At 45.7% G+C, this 15,563-nt stretch carries 18 protein-coding genes and 1 tRNA gene; 2 read left to right on the top strand and 17 right to left on the bottom strand.

The features are described from left to right. Positions 1-79: 79 nt before the first annotated feature. The 6 genes from ACLROL_RS04555 to ACLROL_RS04530 all read right to left on the bottom strand — a co-directional run bounded on the left by ACLROL_RS04555 (position 80) and on the right by ACLROL_RS04530 (position 4,138). A complete protein-coding gene (locus ACLROL_RS04555) occupies positions 80-853 on the bottom strand; it encodes an acyltransferase domain-containing protein (RefSeq protein WP_413067410.1) in 774 nt (257 codons plus the stop codon). A 75-nt stretch (positions 854-928) separates the two neighbouring features. Further along, a tRNA-Arg gene (locus ACLROL_RS04550) sits at positions 929-1,002 on the bottom strand. Positions 1,003-1,099: 97 nt separating this feature from the next. Next, a complete protein-coding gene (locus tag ACLROL_RS04545) occupies positions 1,100-2,293 on the bottom strand; it encodes an FprA family A-type flavoprotein (RefSeq protein ID WP_413067409.1) in 1,194 nt (397 codons plus the stop codon). A 21-nt stretch (positions 2,294-2,314) separates the two neighbouring features. Further along, the gene (locus tag ACLROL_RS04540; protein WP_287448808.1) at positions 2,315-3,187 is read right to left on the bottom strand and encodes a YitT family protein; all 873 of its coding nucleotides are present in this window, start codon (positions 3,185-3,187) and stop codon (positions 2,315-2,317) included. Positions 3,188-3,287: 100 nt separating this feature from the next. Further along, positions 3,288-3,860: a GNAT family N-acetyltransferase gene (locus ACLROL_RS04535; RefSeq protein WP_287448806.1), complete on the bottom strand. Its 573-nt coding sequence runs from the start codon at positions 3,858-3,860 to the stop codon at positions 3,288-3,290. A 5-nt stretch (positions 3,861-3,865) separates the two neighbouring features. Further along, positions 3,866-4,138, bottom strand: coding sequence for an acylphosphatase (locus tag ACLROL_RS04530; RefSeq protein ID WP_287448805.1), 273 nt, complete (start codon positions 4,136-4,138; stop codon positions 3,866-3,868). Between the two features lie 108 nt (positions 4,139-4,246). Between ACLROL_RS04530 and ACLROL_RS04525 the strand changes: the two genes are divergently transcribed. Then, positions 4,247-5,944, top strand: a complete 1,698-nt coding sequence (locus tag ACLROL_RS04525) for an ABC-ATPase domain-containing protein (protein ID WP_413067408.1) — start codon at positions 4,247-4,249, stop codon at positions 5,942-5,944. 2 nt (positions 5,945-5,946) lie between these two features. Here the strand turns inward: ACLROL_RS04525 and ACLROL_RS04520 are convergent, their stop codons facing one another. Genes ACLROL_RS04520 through ACLROL_RS04505 form a run of 4 tightly spaced genes read right to left on the bottom strand, consistent with a single transcriptional unit; the run spans position 5,947 to position 9,391 of the window. Continuing rightward, positions 5,947-6,696 carry a sulfite exporter TauE/SafE family protein gene (locus tag ACLROL_RS04520; protein WP_413067407.1) on the bottom strand — a complete coding sequence of 250 codons (750 nt, stop codon included), beginning with the start codon at positions 6,694-6,696 and terminating at the stop codon, positions 5,947-5,949. Next, the gene (locus tag ACLROL_RS04515) at positions 6,697-8,013 is read right to left on the bottom strand and encodes an amidohydrolase family protein (RefSeq protein ID WP_413067406.1); all 1,317 of its coding nucleotides are present in this window, start codon (positions 8,011-8,013) and stop codon (positions 6,697-6,699) included. Positions 8,014-8,057: 44 nt separating this feature from the next. After that, complete coding sequence (locus ACLROL_RS04510; RefSeq protein ID WP_413067405.1) at positions 8,058-8,504, bottom strand: hypothetical protein; 447 nt, start codon at positions 8,502-8,504, stop codon at positions 8,058-8,060. A gap of 2 nt (positions 8,505-8,506) precedes the next feature. Further along, complete coding sequence (locus ACLROL_RS04505) at positions 8,507-9,391, bottom strand: DUF3100 domain-containing protein (protein WP_413067404.1); 885 nt, start codon at positions 9,389-9,391, stop codon at positions 8,507-8,509. A gap of 131 nt (positions 9,392-9,522) precedes the next feature. Here ACLROL_RS04505 and ACLROL_RS04500 point away from each other — a divergent pair, with 131 nt between their 5' ends. Continuing rightward, positions 9,523-10,218, top strand: coding sequence for a Crp/Fnr family transcriptional regulator (locus tag ACLROL_RS04500; protein WP_413067403.1), 696 nt, complete (start codon positions 9,523-9,525; stop codon positions 10,216-10,218). Positions 10,219-10,336: 118 nt separating this feature from the next. Here the strand turns inward: ACLROL_RS04500 and ACLROL_RS04495 are convergent, their stop codons facing one another. From ACLROL_RS04495 to ACLROL_RS04465, 7 genes are all read right to left on the bottom strand, one after another. Next, on the bottom strand, positions 10,337-11,167 hold the full coding sequence (locus ACLROL_RS04495; protein WP_087210215.1) for an SdpI family protein: 831 nt from the start codon (positions 11,165-11,167) through the stop codon (positions 10,337-10,339). An 18-nt stretch (positions 11,168-11,185) separates the two neighbouring features. After that, on the bottom strand, positions 11,186-11,950 hold the full coding sequence (locus ACLROL_RS04490) for a prolipoprotein diacylglyceryl transferase (RefSeq protein ID WP_413067402.1): 765 nt from the start codon (positions 11,948-11,950) through the stop codon (positions 11,186-11,188). Between the two features lie 15 nt (positions 11,951-11,965). Then, on the bottom strand, positions 11,966-12,943 hold the full coding sequence (locus ACLROL_RS04485) for an RNA polymerase sigma factor RpoD/SigA (RefSeq protein WP_287448381.1): 978 nt from the start codon (positions 12,941-12,943) through the stop codon (positions 11,966-11,968). A 185-nt stretch (positions 12,944-13,128) separates the two neighbouring features. Further along, entirely contained in the window at positions 13,129-13,356 is a 228-nt protein-coding gene (locus tag ACLROL_RS04480; RefSeq protein WP_287448379.1) for a hypothetical protein, read from the bottom strand. Between the two features lie 117 nt (positions 13,357-13,473). Next, complete coding sequence (locus ACLROL_RS04475) at positions 13,474-13,908, bottom strand: DUF523 domain-containing protein (RefSeq protein ID WP_413067401.1); 435 nt, start codon at positions 13,906-13,908, stop codon at positions 13,474-13,476. A 5-nt stretch (positions 13,909-13,913) separates the two neighbouring features. Then, the gene (locus ACLROL_RS04470; protein WP_413067400.1) at positions 13,914-15,047 is read right to left on the bottom strand and encodes an aldo/keto reductase; all 1,134 of its coding nucleotides are present in this window, start codon (positions 15,045-15,047) and stop codon (positions 13,914-13,916) included. A 25-nt stretch (positions 15,048-15,072) separates the two neighbouring features. Beyond that, complete coding sequence (locus ACLROL_RS04465) at positions 15,073-15,285, bottom strand: hypothetical protein (RefSeq protein WP_413067399.1); 213 nt, start codon at positions 15,283-15,285, stop codon at positions 15,073-15,075. Between the last annotated feature and the right edge of the window lie 278 nt (positions 15,286-15,563).

Below are 15,563 nucleotides of genomic sequence, written 5' to 3'. Positions count from 1 at the left end.
TCTTTTTTTGCTCTTTTCCTCTACTATACATACAGAAAATCTCAGGTTGCAAATCGATATTTCTTATAAATCATTTTATTTATTTTGAACATCTATCAATAATGCCATACCCCATACCCGGATCTTTTCCATCCAGCACATATGCTTTCAGTTTTCTCTGAAGGGATGTCTCTTCCGGATAGTCGGCCTTATTTTCTAAAATTTCTCCAAACACTCTCTCTTCTGCCTGTCGGAACGTATATACTGTTTTTACGATCTGGAAACGTTTCTGAAATTTTATGATATTGCTGCTGCTATCCAACATTTTTGAAAGTTCCGGCGATAGCAACCAGGATTCGCAGTCGTACATCTGATACACATCAGAAAAAAAGGTATCTGCTTTTGCAAAAGCAAGGTCACATTCTTCCTCGTTCAGCCCTTCCCCCTCGGGAATGTGAACATGGATCACGGCCTCCTTTTCATCCGGTTCAAACTGGAGTCTCCCGAGACGGTAAATTCTCCCCTTCATATGAACCGCCAGCCATTTTTCTTCCATAAGTCCAGGCACTCCATATTTTTTGTGGTACTTCTTTGCCCATATCGTAATATCATAAAAAGTATCGAAATAAATTTCATCAGAGATTCCTTCCCTGCAAAAGTCCCCGTAACAATCTACCGCAAACCGGATATAAAGCCACAGCAGCAAACGCCCCTTATCTTCCCTTTCATCTATCTCTTCAAAAAAACGGGATTCATCCCTGTAAAACAACTCCTTCCAATTCTTATACTCCACTTCTTCCATCCGGAATGACTGCACTGCTCTCTGCTCCTCCTGGGGAAGGGAAATCGCCTCCATCCATTCTTTCTTTGTCATTTTTCTCCCTCCTTCCGCATCGCTCGGTTCAACATATCAAAAAAGAGTTCTGAAAACTCCAGAACTCTTTTTTCACGTGGGTTAGAGGATTCGAACCCCCGACCTTTTGGTCCGTAGCCAAACGCTCTATCCAGCTGAGCTAAACCCACACGTTATAGAATTATTTTTGTGCTCTGTACTTTTGTACCTCAGCAACAAAAATAATTCTACACGATAAAACGCTATTTGTCAATAACTTTTTTTATTTTATTTCAACAATTCTTCCACCATTTTCTTCACGTCCTCTTTCTGAGCTGGCTGAAGCACTGATTTGATGGCCAGAGATGGTTCCACGATCTCCATGTTTTTCATCGTCTCAATGATAGTACGCATATGTTTGCCCGCCATCGGTGCCCATGTCCCATTCTCCAGAAGAGCGATCTTTTTGTTCTGGATATTCAGAGCTTTCATATCATTCAGAAAATGTTCTACCGGTGCAAACAGCCCTGCATTGTATGTAGGCGCCGCAACTACGATCCGGTTGTAACGGAACGCTTCTGCAATGAGATAAGAACAATCTGTAACGGATGCATCGTACATAGCGATATTTGTCATGCCTTGTTCTGCGATCTCAGATGCGATAACATCCGCAGCATTTTCCGTATTCCCATACATAGAACCGTAGACAATCAGTACACCGTCCTCTTCGGCCTCATATTTGCTCCACTTGTCATATTTTTCAAGCAGCGTGCCAAGCTGGCTTCTCCAAACTGGCCCGTGGAGCGGGCAGATCATACGGATATCCAGTGCAGAAGCCTTTTTCAGAAGAGCTTGCACCTGCGGCCCATATTTCCCCACGATATTTGTATAATAACGTCTTGCATCTTCCATCCAGATACAGTTGAAGTCTATCTCGTCGTCAAAGAGTACTCCGTTTAACGCTCCGAATGTACCGAAAGCATCAGCTGAGAAAAGGATTTTTTCTGTTGTCTCATAGGATACCATGGCTTCCGGCCAGTGCACCATCGGTGCCATGACAAAAGTCAGACTGTGTTTGCCAAGGGAAAGCGTATCTCCCTCTTTCACAAGAAGTGTATCTCCAGGAGTTGTCCCTGCATAAAACTGCCCCATCATCTGGATCGTCTTTGCATTTCCTACAACCGTCACATTCGGGTATCTCCCGATTACCGCCGCAATGTTGGCGCAGTGATCCGGCTCCATATGATGAATCACAAGATAGTCAAGCTCTCTGCCCCCAAGGACGGCCTCTACATTTTCCATAAACCGTCCGCTCACAGAAGCATCAGCTGTATCCATGAGCGCCGTCTTCTCATCCAGAATCACATAAGAATTGTAAGAGACTCCCCTCGGAATCGGAAACAGGTTTTCAAACTTTGCAAGTCTCCTGTCACTTGCTCCAACCCAATAAATCTGATCTGTCACTTTTCTTGTACATTGCATGATAAAATCTCCCTTTCTTTTTTATACCTGCTCTGTTTTTTTCCTTTTTGCATGGATATTCCATTTTCCAATCACTTCATTGACGGTGTAGACCGTCACAAACGCCTGATAGTCTGCCTTATGTAGATAGGCCAGAAGCTGTTTGTATTCGCTTGGTGCAAGTATCGTGACAAGCTCCGTCCGCTCCGTCTTGTCATAGCCGCCTCTGGCCCGGTAGAGCGTAACTCCGCGCTTTAAGTCATTCATGATATAAGCCTGAATCTTTTCGAAGTCGTCGGAAATGATACAAATCCGTTTTTTCTTGTTAAATCCATCGATAAAATAGTCCACCGCAATTCCATTCGCATATGTCCCAAGCACACTCACGATCAATGTCCCTATATCATATACAAAGATCGATGTAACAGCGGTAATCAGTCCGCCGATCGTTACCGCTTTCCCGATATCCACATGGGTAAACTTATTGATAATCTTGGCAATGACATCCAGACCGCCGGAGGAGGCATTCACATTAAACAGCATGGCCTGTCCAAGCGCGACGATCAAAATGTACGCTGCCAGATCGTAAACGCTGTTCTTTGTCAGCGACTCTGTAACCGGTACGATTCTTTCAAAAATCCACAAAAATACCGGGAGCAGCATGGAGGTATAGACGGTCTTTGCCCCAAATTCTTTCCCGATAAAAATGAACCCTACAATCAGCAGGACTACATTCAGAATGAGCGTAATGACGGACATCTGCATGTGCAAAAGCTGCGAGAGAACCATCGCAAGACCAGAGATGCTTCCCACTACAATCCCGCTTGGAACCATGAAAAAGTATACGGCCGACGATACGATCAGCATGGCAAATGTAATTACGGTAATTTCCTTTACCAGTCCTTTTTTTCCCATTTTTTCTTCCCCAGTTCTGATATATTATTCTGTGTCTTTCCGCATGATGAAAGGCATCCGTTTTTATTATAGCAATCTTACTTTTTTTTACAACAAAAACTTACATTTTTTCCGGCACTTCCTGAAAATCCTCCCGGAAAATTACCATTCGGATATGGTCTTCCCATTTTCCATTGATTTTGATATTTCTCCGGAAATACCCTTCTCTCTCATACCCGCACTTTTCCAGGACCCGCAGAGACGCCCGGTTATTCGGCATCACATCTGCTACCATTTTCCGAAGTCCAAGTTCATCAAATCCGATTCTTGTCCCTACATAAGCCGCCTCGGTTCCGTACCCTTGCCCTTGTTTTTCCAGATCAATGCGGTACCCGATCGTCCCGCTTACCGTTTTTGCACACCGAAAATTACTGACCGTAACAGTTCCTATAATACGCCCTGGTTTTCGCTTCTCAAAAATATAGAAAGAAAGCCATTCCCTCTCTTCTGCCTTCTCCCTCTGCATCTCCAGCCATATTTTCTGGAACTCCGGAAGGTAAAATTCCTCCGGTTTCCTGTCCTCAGATATTTTTAATATCTCTTTGTTTCTCTGAAAAAACTCTGCCGCCATCCGGCAGAACGCCGGATCAGCCAGTCTGTAAATAAGTCTTCTTGAACTGAATTGCTTTTTCATACCGATTACCCACGCACCTTAAAATCCCTTTCTCCGTCCACCAGAGGCAAAGTCAGCATTTCTGTTTTTTCTATGCGGATAAACCTGTCTGTATTCAATTCCTGCATCAATCTGTCAATCAGCTCTTTTTCCCCCTGCACTTCCATCTCCACGTTTCCGTTGTACATATTCTGGACCCATCCTGTCAAATTCAGATACTTTGCCGTCTGCATTGCCTTCCATCGAAAACCGACGCCCTGAACTCTTCCATAAAAATAAATATGTCTTCTTTCTTCCATGAACGAATCCACCTTTCTTCCAAACTTGCTTTTATTATGCCACACTCCTGATTTTTTTGCTATAATTCTTACAGAAACACAAGAAAGACCTCGAAAGGAGTACAAACTATGCAGCCATCTTCAGAATTGAAAAAGCAGCTCATGGCCATCAACCGGAAAAGTTATCCTGCTTATAAATGCTTAAAAGGATCTTATCGCTTTGACGACTATACACTTACCATCGATCATGTACAGGGAGACCCTTTTGCGTCCCCTTCCCATGTGACAATCCGGGTTCCATATTCGGTTCACCGTTTCCCTTGCGACTATTATCAAAACCCGGAGGCGAAAACCGCTTTTACTGATTTTCTTCTCCGCAGATTCCATCGTCAGATCGGCCAATACAGTTTTCAGGCAAAAGGTTCCGGAAAAAGCGGACTTTTATCAATAAGCGGATGCGGTCAGGAAGTGCTGGCGCGTACGGCCTGCCAACTGGATGAGCGCCAAAAAAACGAACTGGTTTTGCGCTTTCACATCGGCTTCCCTGCAAACGGAAGAACTATCAATTCCCCGGAACTGATCCGGATTCTTTTTGATTTTCTTCCTGTCTGTGTGGAAAAATCCTGTCTTTACCGTACCTGTGACAAGGCCGCTCTCAGACAGGCCTTTGAGCTTTCCCAGGACCAGGCTTTCCTTCGCAGAGAATTAAAACGGCTCCATCTTGCGGCATTTGTGGCGGACGGTTCTGTCCTCCCGCGTCTGAGTGGGGTCTCAGACCGACCGATGAAGGAAAGCGTCCCGTTCTCTTCCCCGGATTCCCTCCGAGTCAGAATTTCCCTCCCATACAAAGGAGAAATTACCGGCATGGGCATCCAAAAGGGGATTACGCTTATTGTGGGCGGAGGCTACCATGGGAAGTCCACCCTTTTAAAGGCTTTGGAGCTTGGGGTTTACAATCACATCGCCGGAGACGGACGGGAGTATGTCATCACGGACGACAGCGCTGTAAAGCTTCGCGCCGAAGACGGACGCTGTGTGAAAAATGTAGATATTTCCCTTTTTATAAATGACTTGCCTAACAAAAAGGATACTTCCTCCTTCTCCACACTGGATGCAAGCGGAAGCACTTCTCAGGCGGCCGGGACTGTCGAAGCGCTGGAGGCGGGAAGCCATCTCTTTTTGATCGACGAGGATACGTCCGCCACCAATTTTATGGTTCGGGATACATTCATGCAGCAGGTAATCAGCCGTGACAAAGAACCGATCACACCATTTCTGGAACGCGTGCGTGATCTCTATGAAAAAGCCGATATTTCCACCATCCTTGTGGCCGGAAGCTCTGGAGCTTTCTTCCACGTTGCGGATACCATCATTCAGATGGACTGTTACCGGCCGGTCGATATTACCGCATCTGTCAAAAAACTTTGTGCAGGCTATCCTCTTCCTCCGTCTCTTCCAACACCGTTTCACATGCCGAAAAGCCGGCGTGTATTTTGCAGTTGTGCGCGGAAAATGGATTACAAAGACAAAAAAATCCGCCTTCGGTCAAAAGACGGATTTAGCCTCGGTAGAGAAGAGATTGATCTTCGGTATGTAGAGCAGATAAAAGATACCGAGCAGACGGCATCCCTTGCCTTCCTTCTCGGATATGCCAGGGAACACTTTGCCGACGGCAAAAAAACAATATCCGAAACAGCCTCTCTCCTTTACCAGGAACTGATGGAAAACGGTTTTTCCGGCTTCTTCTCTCATTCATATATTCCAGGTGGATACGCATTTCCAAGACTCCAGGAAATCCACGCCTGCTTAAACCGCTATCGTGAATAGCCTTACCCTGTGATCAACTTTACAACAGCAATCACGACGGAAAAAACAGCCACCCCTTTTTTCAGTATATCCGGCCGCAAAAACGAAGTGTTTCTGCTTCCGATCCACACGCCTGCTGCATGACTGATCAGTGTGACCGGGAGCAGGATCATCAGGGCATTCGGATCAGACTGGGCAGCATAGCCGATGCAGGATGGGATCGCGATAAACACGGAATTAAACAGTGCGATCCCAACTGCCGTCTTAACCGGCACTCCAAATACAACGAGCAAAGGCATCACAAGCACCGGGCCTCCGGCTCCTGACAGCGAACAGATCAGGCCTGTGACAAACCCGAATCCTACCCAAAAACCAGACCGCAGCGTCCTCCTTTTTCTGCCCTCCCCTTCTTCTTTCTTTTCTTTTCTGATCAGGATGGATATGCCGGACAAAAGCACTACAAGATACAGAATCCTCTTTACGACTCCTTCTTCGATCAAAAGATTCAGGCTGACCCCCGCGATGGCTCCTGCAAAACTTCCCAGACTGATGAACAAGGCGAGCTTTAGATCCAGGCTCCTGGACCGATAGTAATTATATGACCCGAGAATGCCTGATATGAGAAATGCGCAGAAACTAAGCGCCAGTCCCTGGGCAGACGGCATCCCCATAAATCCTGAATAGAGCATCGGGAGGAGGAAACCGGCGATTCCCGTAAGTCCGATCATCCCTCCGATCAGCAGATTGGCCGCAGCCATGATCAAATATTCCATCTAAATCCTTTCCTTCCTTTTGTATTCCCGTGCCAAAAAACGGATTTTTTCTTCATCGAGGGTAAGGATTTCCCTGTTTTTCATCAAAATCTTTCCCCCTGTAACCGTATGCTTCACATCCCCTGCCTCCACGCTTTCCAGAAGCGTGTTGGAAATTTGTCCGCTGATCCACAGATGCGGCGCATCCATGTCAATTCCGATCAGATCCGCACGGTTTCCCTCTCCGATGGCGGCGTTCTCCAGACCCATACAGGCAGCGCCTCCCTCTGTGGCCATAGAAAGAACGGTCTTTGCCGGCATGACAGCAGGCTCAGCCAGCGGAACTCCGTGATAAACATTCATGACAGAGCGGAAGATCCGCATCTCGTTCCAGATGCTGAGCCCTCCGTGAGCCGCCCCGTCCGTGCCGATTCCGGGCAAAATCCCCATATTCACAAGTTTTGGCGTATCCGGCACAGCTTTCCCACAGTTGCTGAACGGACAATGGCAGATCTTTACCCCTCTCTCTTTTATGATCTCTTTTTCCCGCTCTGACAAAAGAAGACTGTGTGCTCCGAGGAACTGTCTGCCCAGTACCCCTCTGGATTCCAGATATTCATATGGCCTCTTTTTATATCGTTCCATATATGGCTGAATTTCTCCCGGATATTCGTTCATATGCGCCTGCAGGAACGTATCTTTTTCTTTTGCCCTTTCATTTGCCATATCTATCAGCTCTTCCGAACAGGATATCAGTGCGCGCAGAGAATAGTAGACTTTCAGGTTGCCCCTTCCGTCCCAGGCGTCAAACAGTTCATCCGTCCTGCGTATCGCTTCTCTGGCATCCATAGAAATGGAATCCGGAAGGCCTTTCTGATCCATTGTGGAATAAGACAAAACCCCCCGAAGGCCCGACTCCTCATAGACTTTGGCCGCCTCATCCATAAAATAGCTTCCCGCCTCAATAAATCCGCACGTTCCGCTTCTGATCATATCAAGGGCTGCCAACCCCGCGCTTAATCTCATCTTTTCTTCTGTCAGAGTACTCTCAAACGGAAGCATGATTCTTTTCCAAATCATCGGCATCTCATCCAGTACTCCGCCTCTTAAAAGCTGCTGTCCTGTGTGCATATGGGCGTCCACAAGCCCCGGAAGAAACACCGTGTCCTTTCCATCTATCTCCTCTTTGGCCTCATATTTCCCGTCAAGGCTTCCTCCCGGTCCGACCTCCAGTATGACTCCATCCCGGACAGCAATATCTTTTCCACGGACATATTCCCAGTCCTTGTCAAGATAGTCCGTATTTCGGATCAGCAGATCTATCATTTCTTTTTCCATAATGCAAATCTTCCCTTTATTCTGATACTTTCCTCTCCATACTTCTAGATGGCATTTGTGAGTGACAATACAAGCTGTGCAATCAGCGCAGATCCAAGAAATGTTCCTGTCATGACAAGAACCCCGACAATAATCATCTTCCATCCCTGCTTCAGGAAAGATTTGATCTGATCACTGATGGAAATACCTGCAAATGCTCCCACCATCGTGAGCGGAGCTGTAAAGTTGATCTTGTTAACCGCCTCGATGACACCTTCTCTGACCGGAGAAACCGGACATGCCACCAGAAGCCCCAGAATTGAGCAATACGCTACGATAGGCAGTTTCAGCGGCACTATCTTGCTGATCACAACTGCCACAAGAGAAATCCCAAGAAGGATCAAAATTCCTGGAAGAGACTCCAGAAAGCCCACTTCAAATCCTACAAAATTGGCCAGTGCAATCCCAAGTCCTGCAACGGCAAACATCACTATCCATTCTATATATCTCATCTTTACACTTCCTCCACTTTCCCTTTTTCTTCATTCTGTCGTCTTGTAAGAACCTCACTCGGCTCATGTCTCAGCTTTGCAAATCTAGGCTCCATAACCTCGTACAGCTTTTTGGTAAGCGGAATCCCTACGAAGATAGCCACGTAGATTCCGGTGAGTCCCGATATGGTCTCGCTTGTACTTGCAAGAGCCGAAATCTGGGCGGCCATATCAGGATACACAGCTGTGAGGCTCGCAACAGAACTTGCCATCAGAATACCCGCCCCTACTCCGGACGCCATTCCAAGTGCATACGGATGAAAAAATCCGATAGCCGCTGTCATCGTAGCCAGAAATCCAAAATAGATCGTTCCGACCATGCCTCCTACCACGTAGATGGAAAGGCTTCCTCGCGTCTCAGGGGAATCCGGTCCAAACATGTTCGTGACAAGTGCCAGATTTGACTCACGGTTGATCGAATGCGTTGCTCCAATTGCCTCCCGTTTCATTCCAAGCAGAAGCGCAAACGGCAATGCAAGGAAAATCGTTCCAAGGTTTCCCACCTCCTGAAGCAAGAGTGCAGGCCCTGCCGAGATCACAGTTTCAAGGCTCGCCCCCGCATTGATTCCAAGCTTTGCAATAAACGGGCAGATAGCGACAATCACAAGCCCCGAGGCTGCCTTTACTTCTTTTGTCTTAAAAAACTTCAATATTTCCGGACCAGAGAGGATCCCCAGAATCAGTGCGTAAAATATTGGGAACAAGATCAGTTTTCCCGGTCCCACCGGCACTTCGATCTGCCCTATAAAATCAGCGATCACGATAAATAAAAATGCGGCAAGAATAATCCTGTACTCATTTTTCATTCTTGCCTTGAACGACGGGTAAATAAATGTTTCCTTTTTCATTGCCTTTGACTCCTTTTGATTTTATCCACGAGCTATCTTATCACTGACCCTCCTTCCAAAAAAAGGACAAATGAGCTGTTTTTTGTCTTTTTTTGTAGTATACTGGAAAAAAAGTAAAAAGGAGCCATCCCATGACATTAGATGATCTTCTCTCAAAATATCCGGATCTTTCGGATTACATAAAATATATGCCTGAGGAACTGAAAACCCGATGCTGGATTCGTGTCTACCCAAAAGGGACAATTATTCATCAGAAAGATGAAGTTTTAGAATACTTTGGAATCGTATGCGACGGTTCGCACCGTGTGATCAATGAATTTGAAAATGGAAACATCTACATGATTGAACGAAACGATCCCATCGACTTTGTGGGCGAGGTAACGATCCTTGCAGGGAAAGAAAAAACTTCTGTGACAATCGAAACGCTGACCGAATGTACAGTCCTTTATTTCTCCAGAAAAGACTTTGAAGACTGGATTTCCAGAGATATCCATTTTCTGCGTCTCGTCTCCCGTAAAGTCGCCTACAAGCTTTACCGTTCCTCATACAACAGGGGGAGTAAACTTTTCTACCCGCCTCAATACCTCCTTCTCGACTATTGTGTAAAATATCTGGATTCTGCCAGGCGCTCTTGCGGCGTTATTCCCAAAACCAGGCAGCAGCTCTACGAAGAGATTGGCATTTCTGTAAAGACACTGAACCGGACGATCCAGAAACTAAAAACAGAGGATCTGATCGGGATCGCAAAGGGAAAAATTTGTATCGATGAGGAGCAGCTGAAAGAGGCAAGGAGATATCTGGAGGAAAAGCGGCATATGAGCAAATAGGCGGAAACGGGACGAATCTCTAAGATCCGGCCCGTTTCCGCCTTCTCAGTTTTCTTATATCTTTTCTGATTTTAACACTGCAAATCGAATATCATAACTCTACAAAACCTTCGGACTTTCAGAAAGCTAATACAACTGCTCCGTAAACGCAGATGACTGCTGCCGCCACAAGAACGATCCCAACATACCGAAGCATCCTGCCTGGCTCTTTTTCCATCAGTCTGGCATCGTCCTGCCTCCAGTATAATGTCCCTCTTGTCCCTGTCTTATACTGTGACGGCTGCTCGGATCCGTTCATTCCTCTCCATCTTCTCGTCACATCATCCCGCTTATATTCATAAATCGGATAGTATGTATAGACCGGTTTTCCGCCTCTTGTCTTTGATCCTTCTTTCCATTTCAGCACTTCCACAATGCGTGCACTGATCCGGTTCAGTGATTTTTTCTCTTCTTTTACCTGAACCGCAATGAGACTGATACCGATCGCCAGAAGAAACACTGCTTCGACCATGGACACAGCCCCAGTGCCAAGTGCTTCCCTGATAAATGGAATCAGTATAACGGCGATCCCCGCAGCAATCCACACCCATGCCCCGATTCCATTGGCTTTGTCTTCTTTATAAATGAATACGTCTTTTCCATTATCCGGCGCTTTTACAAGCCGGATCGTATCCCCTTCCAGATATTCTTCCACGCTGTACACCGTCTTTTCCATCCGGTGTCCCTTATCATGGTACTCTGCTCTAAGCTCATAGTAGTTCTCCGTCAGAAATCCTTCTTTATCTCTCTGCTCTACATGTCTGCTGTGAAGCACTGTGCCTTCTTTTATCAAATCCTGCTTTCGGATCTTCGTCTGTCTGATCACGACTTTAATCCCCATGACCAGAAGAAATACTCCTGTAAGAATTAAAAGAATTCCCTGAACTGTAAAAACTTTTTCCAGATCCATCTTTCTTTCTCCTTCCGTCTACTTGTATTCCACTACTTTTTTGCGCTTACGGATCACGATCATCAGCACACCGATCACAAAAACAAAGATCGAAATAAACTGGGATGTGGAAAGAGGGCCGACACTTCCACGGATAAGATCCCCCCGGAAAAATTCCAGGATAAACCGTCCGACACTGTAGAATATCAGATAACATCCGGCCACGATCCGATCCCTCTTCGCATATCTTGCGATGATGCAAAGCACGATAAAGTTCAGAAAGTCCAGAATACTGGAATAAATCTGCGTCGGGATCAATGCCACCCCATTAGGTGCAAAATCCGAGTTCTGAAAAGTGATGGAAATAGGACTTGAAGTTTCCAGTCCGTAACAGCATCCTGCCAAAAGGCATCCAATACGCCCAAATCCCTGTGCCAGCGCGATAGACGGCGCAATCAGATCAAAATACTTCCAGAAATTTTCTTTCTTTATCCTGCACACCACTGCGCCTGCAAGGATTCCTCCTATGATTCCCCCGTATACGACAAACCCATCTGCCGTATCGATAATGACATGAGGATCCTTGATGATCTCATCCAGAATCGTTATCCAGTAAAATACTTTTGCACCCAGCAGCCCGAAAATCACGGACGACAAAAACAATGAAAAAACAATGTCACTGTTCATCCTCTTTTTCCGCGCTCTGTATTCTGTCAATAAATAGGCGGATATGAACCCGATACCAATCATGAGCCCATATCCGTGTACCGTTAAGTTGCCAATCGTAAACAAGTCATTCTTCATTTCAAGCCACCTGAATTATTCAAAATACTGATTTTGTCCTTTCTCTTTCATTCTCTGTCTCAATCTGCGGAGCGCCTTGCTCTCAATCTGCCGGATCCTCTCCCGGGTCAAATGCATCTTCTGTCCGACTTCTTCCAGCGTGTACACACGATCCCCGTTCATTCCGAACCTCATCCGTATGACTTCCTGCTCTCTCTCCGGCAGGATTTTCAGCAATTCATTGATCTCCTCTCCCATGATCGTGAGGATAGCCGCATTTTCTGGCTGCTGAGCATTGCTGTCCTCAATGAAATTCTCCAGACTGCTGTCCTCTTCCTCGCCTACCGGTGTCTCCAAAGAGACTGGTGTTCTGGAATATGCAAGGATATCTCTTACTTCCTCCACCGATTTGTCCCCAAGCCTTTTTGCAATTTCTTCCGGCGTCGCTTCCCTTCCAAGTTCACTCATCAGTTCTTTGGATGCTCTGCGTACCTTTGTGATATTTTCCGACATATGGACCGGCACTCGGATCGTCCTGGACTGATCTGCGATGGCACGGATCATGGACTGCTTGATCCACCAGGAAGCATATGTAGAAAAACGGTATCCCTTCTGATAATCAAATTTCTCCACTGCCCGCATCAGTCCGATATTTCCCTCCTGTATCAAATCCATCATCTGCAGACCATGTCCGACATATTTTTTTGCGATGGAAACAACAAGCCGGAGATTCGCTTCCTCCATTTTCTTTTTCGCCTCTCTGTCCCCCTGGGCTACTTTCTTTGCCAACTCCTGCTCTTCTTCTGGGCTTAAAAGCGCAATCCGATTGATTTCATTCAGATACATCCGAATCGAGTCTCCGGTTCCCTCCCCATATACTACAGAAGAAGCGCCCTGCAAATCATCCAGATCCGTATCTGCACTGTCCTCATCCTCCATACTTTCCAGAAGATGTTGTTCCTCTTTCTGGATATCGTCCGGAGATAAGATTTTCTTCTTTTTTTTCTCTTCCACTTTTTCCGACCTTCCTGCGCAGTAAAAGCCCTAAACTGAAAAACAGCCGGCTTTTTGTAAGCCGGCTGCTCATTTCATCTCGCTTCTGCAAAAGCTTCCTGCACGAAAACCAGCATGATCATTCTAGTATCTGCTATTTATTGTACCATGACTTTATGATTCCATACAAGAAAACTTATTGATTTTTATGATTTTACCATGGCCATCCTTCCATTTACCGGCAATTCCGGCAAATGAGAAAAATAGTATCTTCCAATTCTATCAGAATATTTCAGCTCTACCGGGATCCATCCATTTGAAACGTTGACATACAGATACTGTCCCGGCATAATCACACTTTGATCTTTTCCATTCAGAGCTGATAATATACAAGAACGGCTATCTTTTCCTATTGTCAAAAACCCAATAATCAAAATAATTCCTCCTTATCAATACTCCGTCAGTTTACAGGTTATGCTTTTCTTTCCCTCTTTATGCTGATTCAGTATATCAGGCGATTATGTTGATTATATGACCGAATTCTTAAAGATTTATAACAACTTTCTTATTTCCGACTCCCCATAGATTTGGAGTCCCATATCGCTAAGCTTTGCCGCGGCGATTCCGTTCCCTCTGGTAAGATGTCCGGAAAATGTGCCATCGTAGATTTCCCCATATCCGCACGACGGACTCCTTTCCTTTAAAAGCGCTACCCCGCATTCAAAAAAACGGGCCGTCCTTCCTACTTCTTCGGCGCCTCTCAGGAACTTTTCCGTTACCTCTTCCCCTTCCCTGTTCCATACTTTCCCGCTTCTCTGCTCAGAAGGAATTCTTGGGGTAGGAAGGCCTCCAAATATTTCGGCACACACTGGAATCAGTTCATATTTCTCTTTCAGCCGTTCTACTTCAGAAATATAGTTGTTTCCTCCGTCGTATTTACAGTTTATCCCGATCAGGCATGCGCTGATAAGCAATCTCTTCTTCATACGGCTTACATCCCGATCATAGAGGAAAATTCCTTCATAATATCTGAAATCGGGATCTGCTGCGGACATACCGCCTCACAGCTTTTGCACCCGACACAGTTGGACGGGCGTTTTCCTTCCGGCATACTTCCCACAGCCATCGGTGCAATAAAGCCCCCTCCCGTAATTTTATGTTCATTGTACAGAGCGATCAATTCCGGAATCGGAAGTTCCTGCGGGCAATGACTCGTACAGTAATGACACGCCGTACACGGGATCCCTCCTCTCTTCGTCTCCTCATCTGCAAGACATATCAGTTTCTCCTTTTCCTCTCGATTTAACGGCTGGTCTTCGCTCCAGACCGCAATATTCTCTTTGAGCTGTTCCATATCTGACATACCGGAAAGTACCATCGTCACTTCCGGAAGCGACTGAAGAAATCGGAATGCCCATCCCGGAATACTTTCTTCCGGGCGCATACGCTGGAGCTCTTCTGTCATTTCTTTTGACGCTTTCGCAAGCTTTCCCCCTCGAAGAGGCTCCATAACCCAGACTGGCAGTCCGGCTTTGTGGATCATCTCCACTTTCTGAGCTGCATCCTGAAAATGCCAGTCCATATAATTGACCTGAAGCTGACAGAACTCCATATGTTCCCCATAAGCATTCAGAAAACGGCGGATAGTGTCCATTGACCCGTGCGCCGAAAATCCCAGATGTCGAATCCTTCCATTTTCTTTCTGCTTTAACAGATATTCCAAAATACCATTTTTCGGATCAAGATACCCATCTATATTTCCCTCATATACATTGTGGAAAAGATAAAAGTCAAAATACGATGTCTGACATTTCTCGAGCTGTTTCTCAAAAATCTCCTCTACTTTCCCCATGTTGGCCAAATCATATCCTGGAAATTTTGTGGCCAGGTAATAACTTTCTCTTGGATATTTTGCCAGAAATTTTCCAGCCGCAATCTCCGAATTCCCGGAATGGTAGCCCCAGGCAGTGTCAAAATAATTGATTCCATGATGGTAGGCATAATCGACCATCTCCTGCGCCGCAGACTCGTCTATCTTCGAATCATCTCCATCCACGACCGGAAGCCGCATCATACCCAGTCCAAGCCCGGAAAGTTTCAAGTCCTTAAAATCTCTGTAAATCATAAAGTACCCCTCCTTTTTCTTATCCTTAAGAGAACTTCAGCGTTCCCCAATATACTACCGTCTTATTTGCCATCTCTGCAATCTTGCCTTTTGCATTGCGCTCAAACAGTTGCTCCAGCTCTTCCCGATATGCTGAATAATGTATATCCCCCTCTTTCAACGAATAGGAAGCGGACATACTCCGGCTGATAAAAGTATCCTTATCGTATAAAATCACATTATCAAACCACAAATTCATCGTCTACATATCTATTATACTACTCCTACCCCCATCTGTCATCCAGCCCCCTCACATCGATTATATTCTTTCCTTGTATCCTTTGTAGACAACATCATGCTGCAGTGTTATACTTCAATCAAAACAGGAACCATCTTTAAACTCTCAAGATGATCTCTCGGAATCCTGAGTGATCACAGCCAGCAGACGCTGGCGTTGAACTATGAAAAGTAAATATTATCTGAAAAGTGAAAAATAGACATGCTGAAATAGACATAGCTGTCGCTATATCTGGAAAA

Source organism: Sellimonas sp. (genome assembly GCF_047234585.1).
Classification (GTDB): Bacteria; Bacillota; Clostridia; order Lachnospirales; family Lachnospiraceae; genus Sellimonas; species Sellimonas caecigallum.
This window is presented reverse-complemented; position numbering and strand designations above follow the sequence as displayed.

What these genes read in the sequence shown, in the direction of transcription:
- ACLROL_RS04555 (WP_413067410.1), bottom strand. Translation starts at nt 853, where the DNA reads ATGACAAAGAAAGAATGGATGGAGGCGATTTCCCTTCCCCAGGAGGAG.
- ACLROL_RS04545 (WP_413067409.1), bottom strand. Translation starts at nt 2,293, where the DNA reads ATGCAATGTACAAGAAAAGTGACAGATCAGATTTATTGGGTTGGAGCA.
- ACLROL_RS04540 (WP_287448808.1), bottom strand. Translation starts at nt 3,187, where the DNA reads ATGGGAAAAAAAGGACTGGTAAAGGAAATTACCGTAATTACATTTGCC.
- ACLROL_RS04535 (WP_287448806.1), bottom strand. Translation starts at nt 3,860, where the DNA reads ATGAAAAAGCAATTCAGTTCAAGAAGACTTATTTACAGACTGGCTGAT.
- ACLROL_RS04530 (WP_287448805.1), bottom strand. Translation starts at nt 4,138, where the DNA reads ATGGAAGAAAGAAGACATATTTATTTTTATGGAAGAGTTCAGGGCGTC.
- ACLROL_RS04525 (WP_413067408.1), top strand. Translation starts at nt 4,247, where the DNA reads ATGCAGCCATCTTCAGAATTGAAAAAGCAGCTCATGGCCATCAACCGG.
- ACLROL_RS04520 (WP_413067407.1), bottom strand. Translation starts at nt 6,696, where the DNA reads ATGGAATATTTGATCATGGCTGCGGCCAATCTGCTGATCGGAGGGATG.
- ACLROL_RS04515 (WP_413067406.1), bottom strand. Translation starts at nt 8,013, where the DNA reads ATGGAAAAAGAAATGATAGATCTGCTGATCCGAAATACGGACTATCTT.
- ACLROL_RS04510 (WP_413067405.1), bottom strand. Translation starts at nt 8,504, where the DNA reads ATGAGATATATAGAATGGATAGTGATGTTTGCCGTTGCAGGACTTGGG.
- ACLROL_RS04505 (WP_413067404.1), bottom strand. Translation starts at nt 9,391, where the DNA reads ATGAAAAAGGAAACATTTATTTACCCGTCGTTCAAGGCAAGAATGAAA.
- ACLROL_RS04500 (WP_413067403.1), top strand. Translation starts at nt 9,523, where the DNA reads ATGACATTAGATGATCTTCTCTCAAAATATCCGGATCTTTCGGATTAC.
- ACLROL_RS04495 (WP_087210215.1), bottom strand. Translation starts at nt 11,167, where the DNA reads ATGGATCTGGAAAAAGTTTTTACAGTTCAGGGAATTCTTTTAATTCTT.
- ACLROL_RS04490 (WP_413067402.1), bottom strand. Translation starts at nt 11,950, where the DNA reads ATGAAGAATGACTTGTTTACGATTGGCAACTTAACGGTACACGGATAT.
- ACLROL_RS04475 (WP_413067401.1), bottom strand. Translation starts at nt 13,908, where the DNA reads ATGAAGAAGAGATTGCTTATCAGCGCATGCCTGATCGGGATAAACTGT.
- ACLROL_RS04470 (WP_413067400.1), bottom strand. Translation starts at nt 15,047, where the DNA reads ATGATTTACAGAGATTTTAAGGACTTGAAACTTTCCGGGCTTGGACTG.
- ACLROL_RS04465 (WP_413067399.1), bottom strand. Translation starts at nt 15,285, where the DNA reads ATGAATTTGTGGTTTGATAATGTGATTTTATACGATAAGGATACTTTT.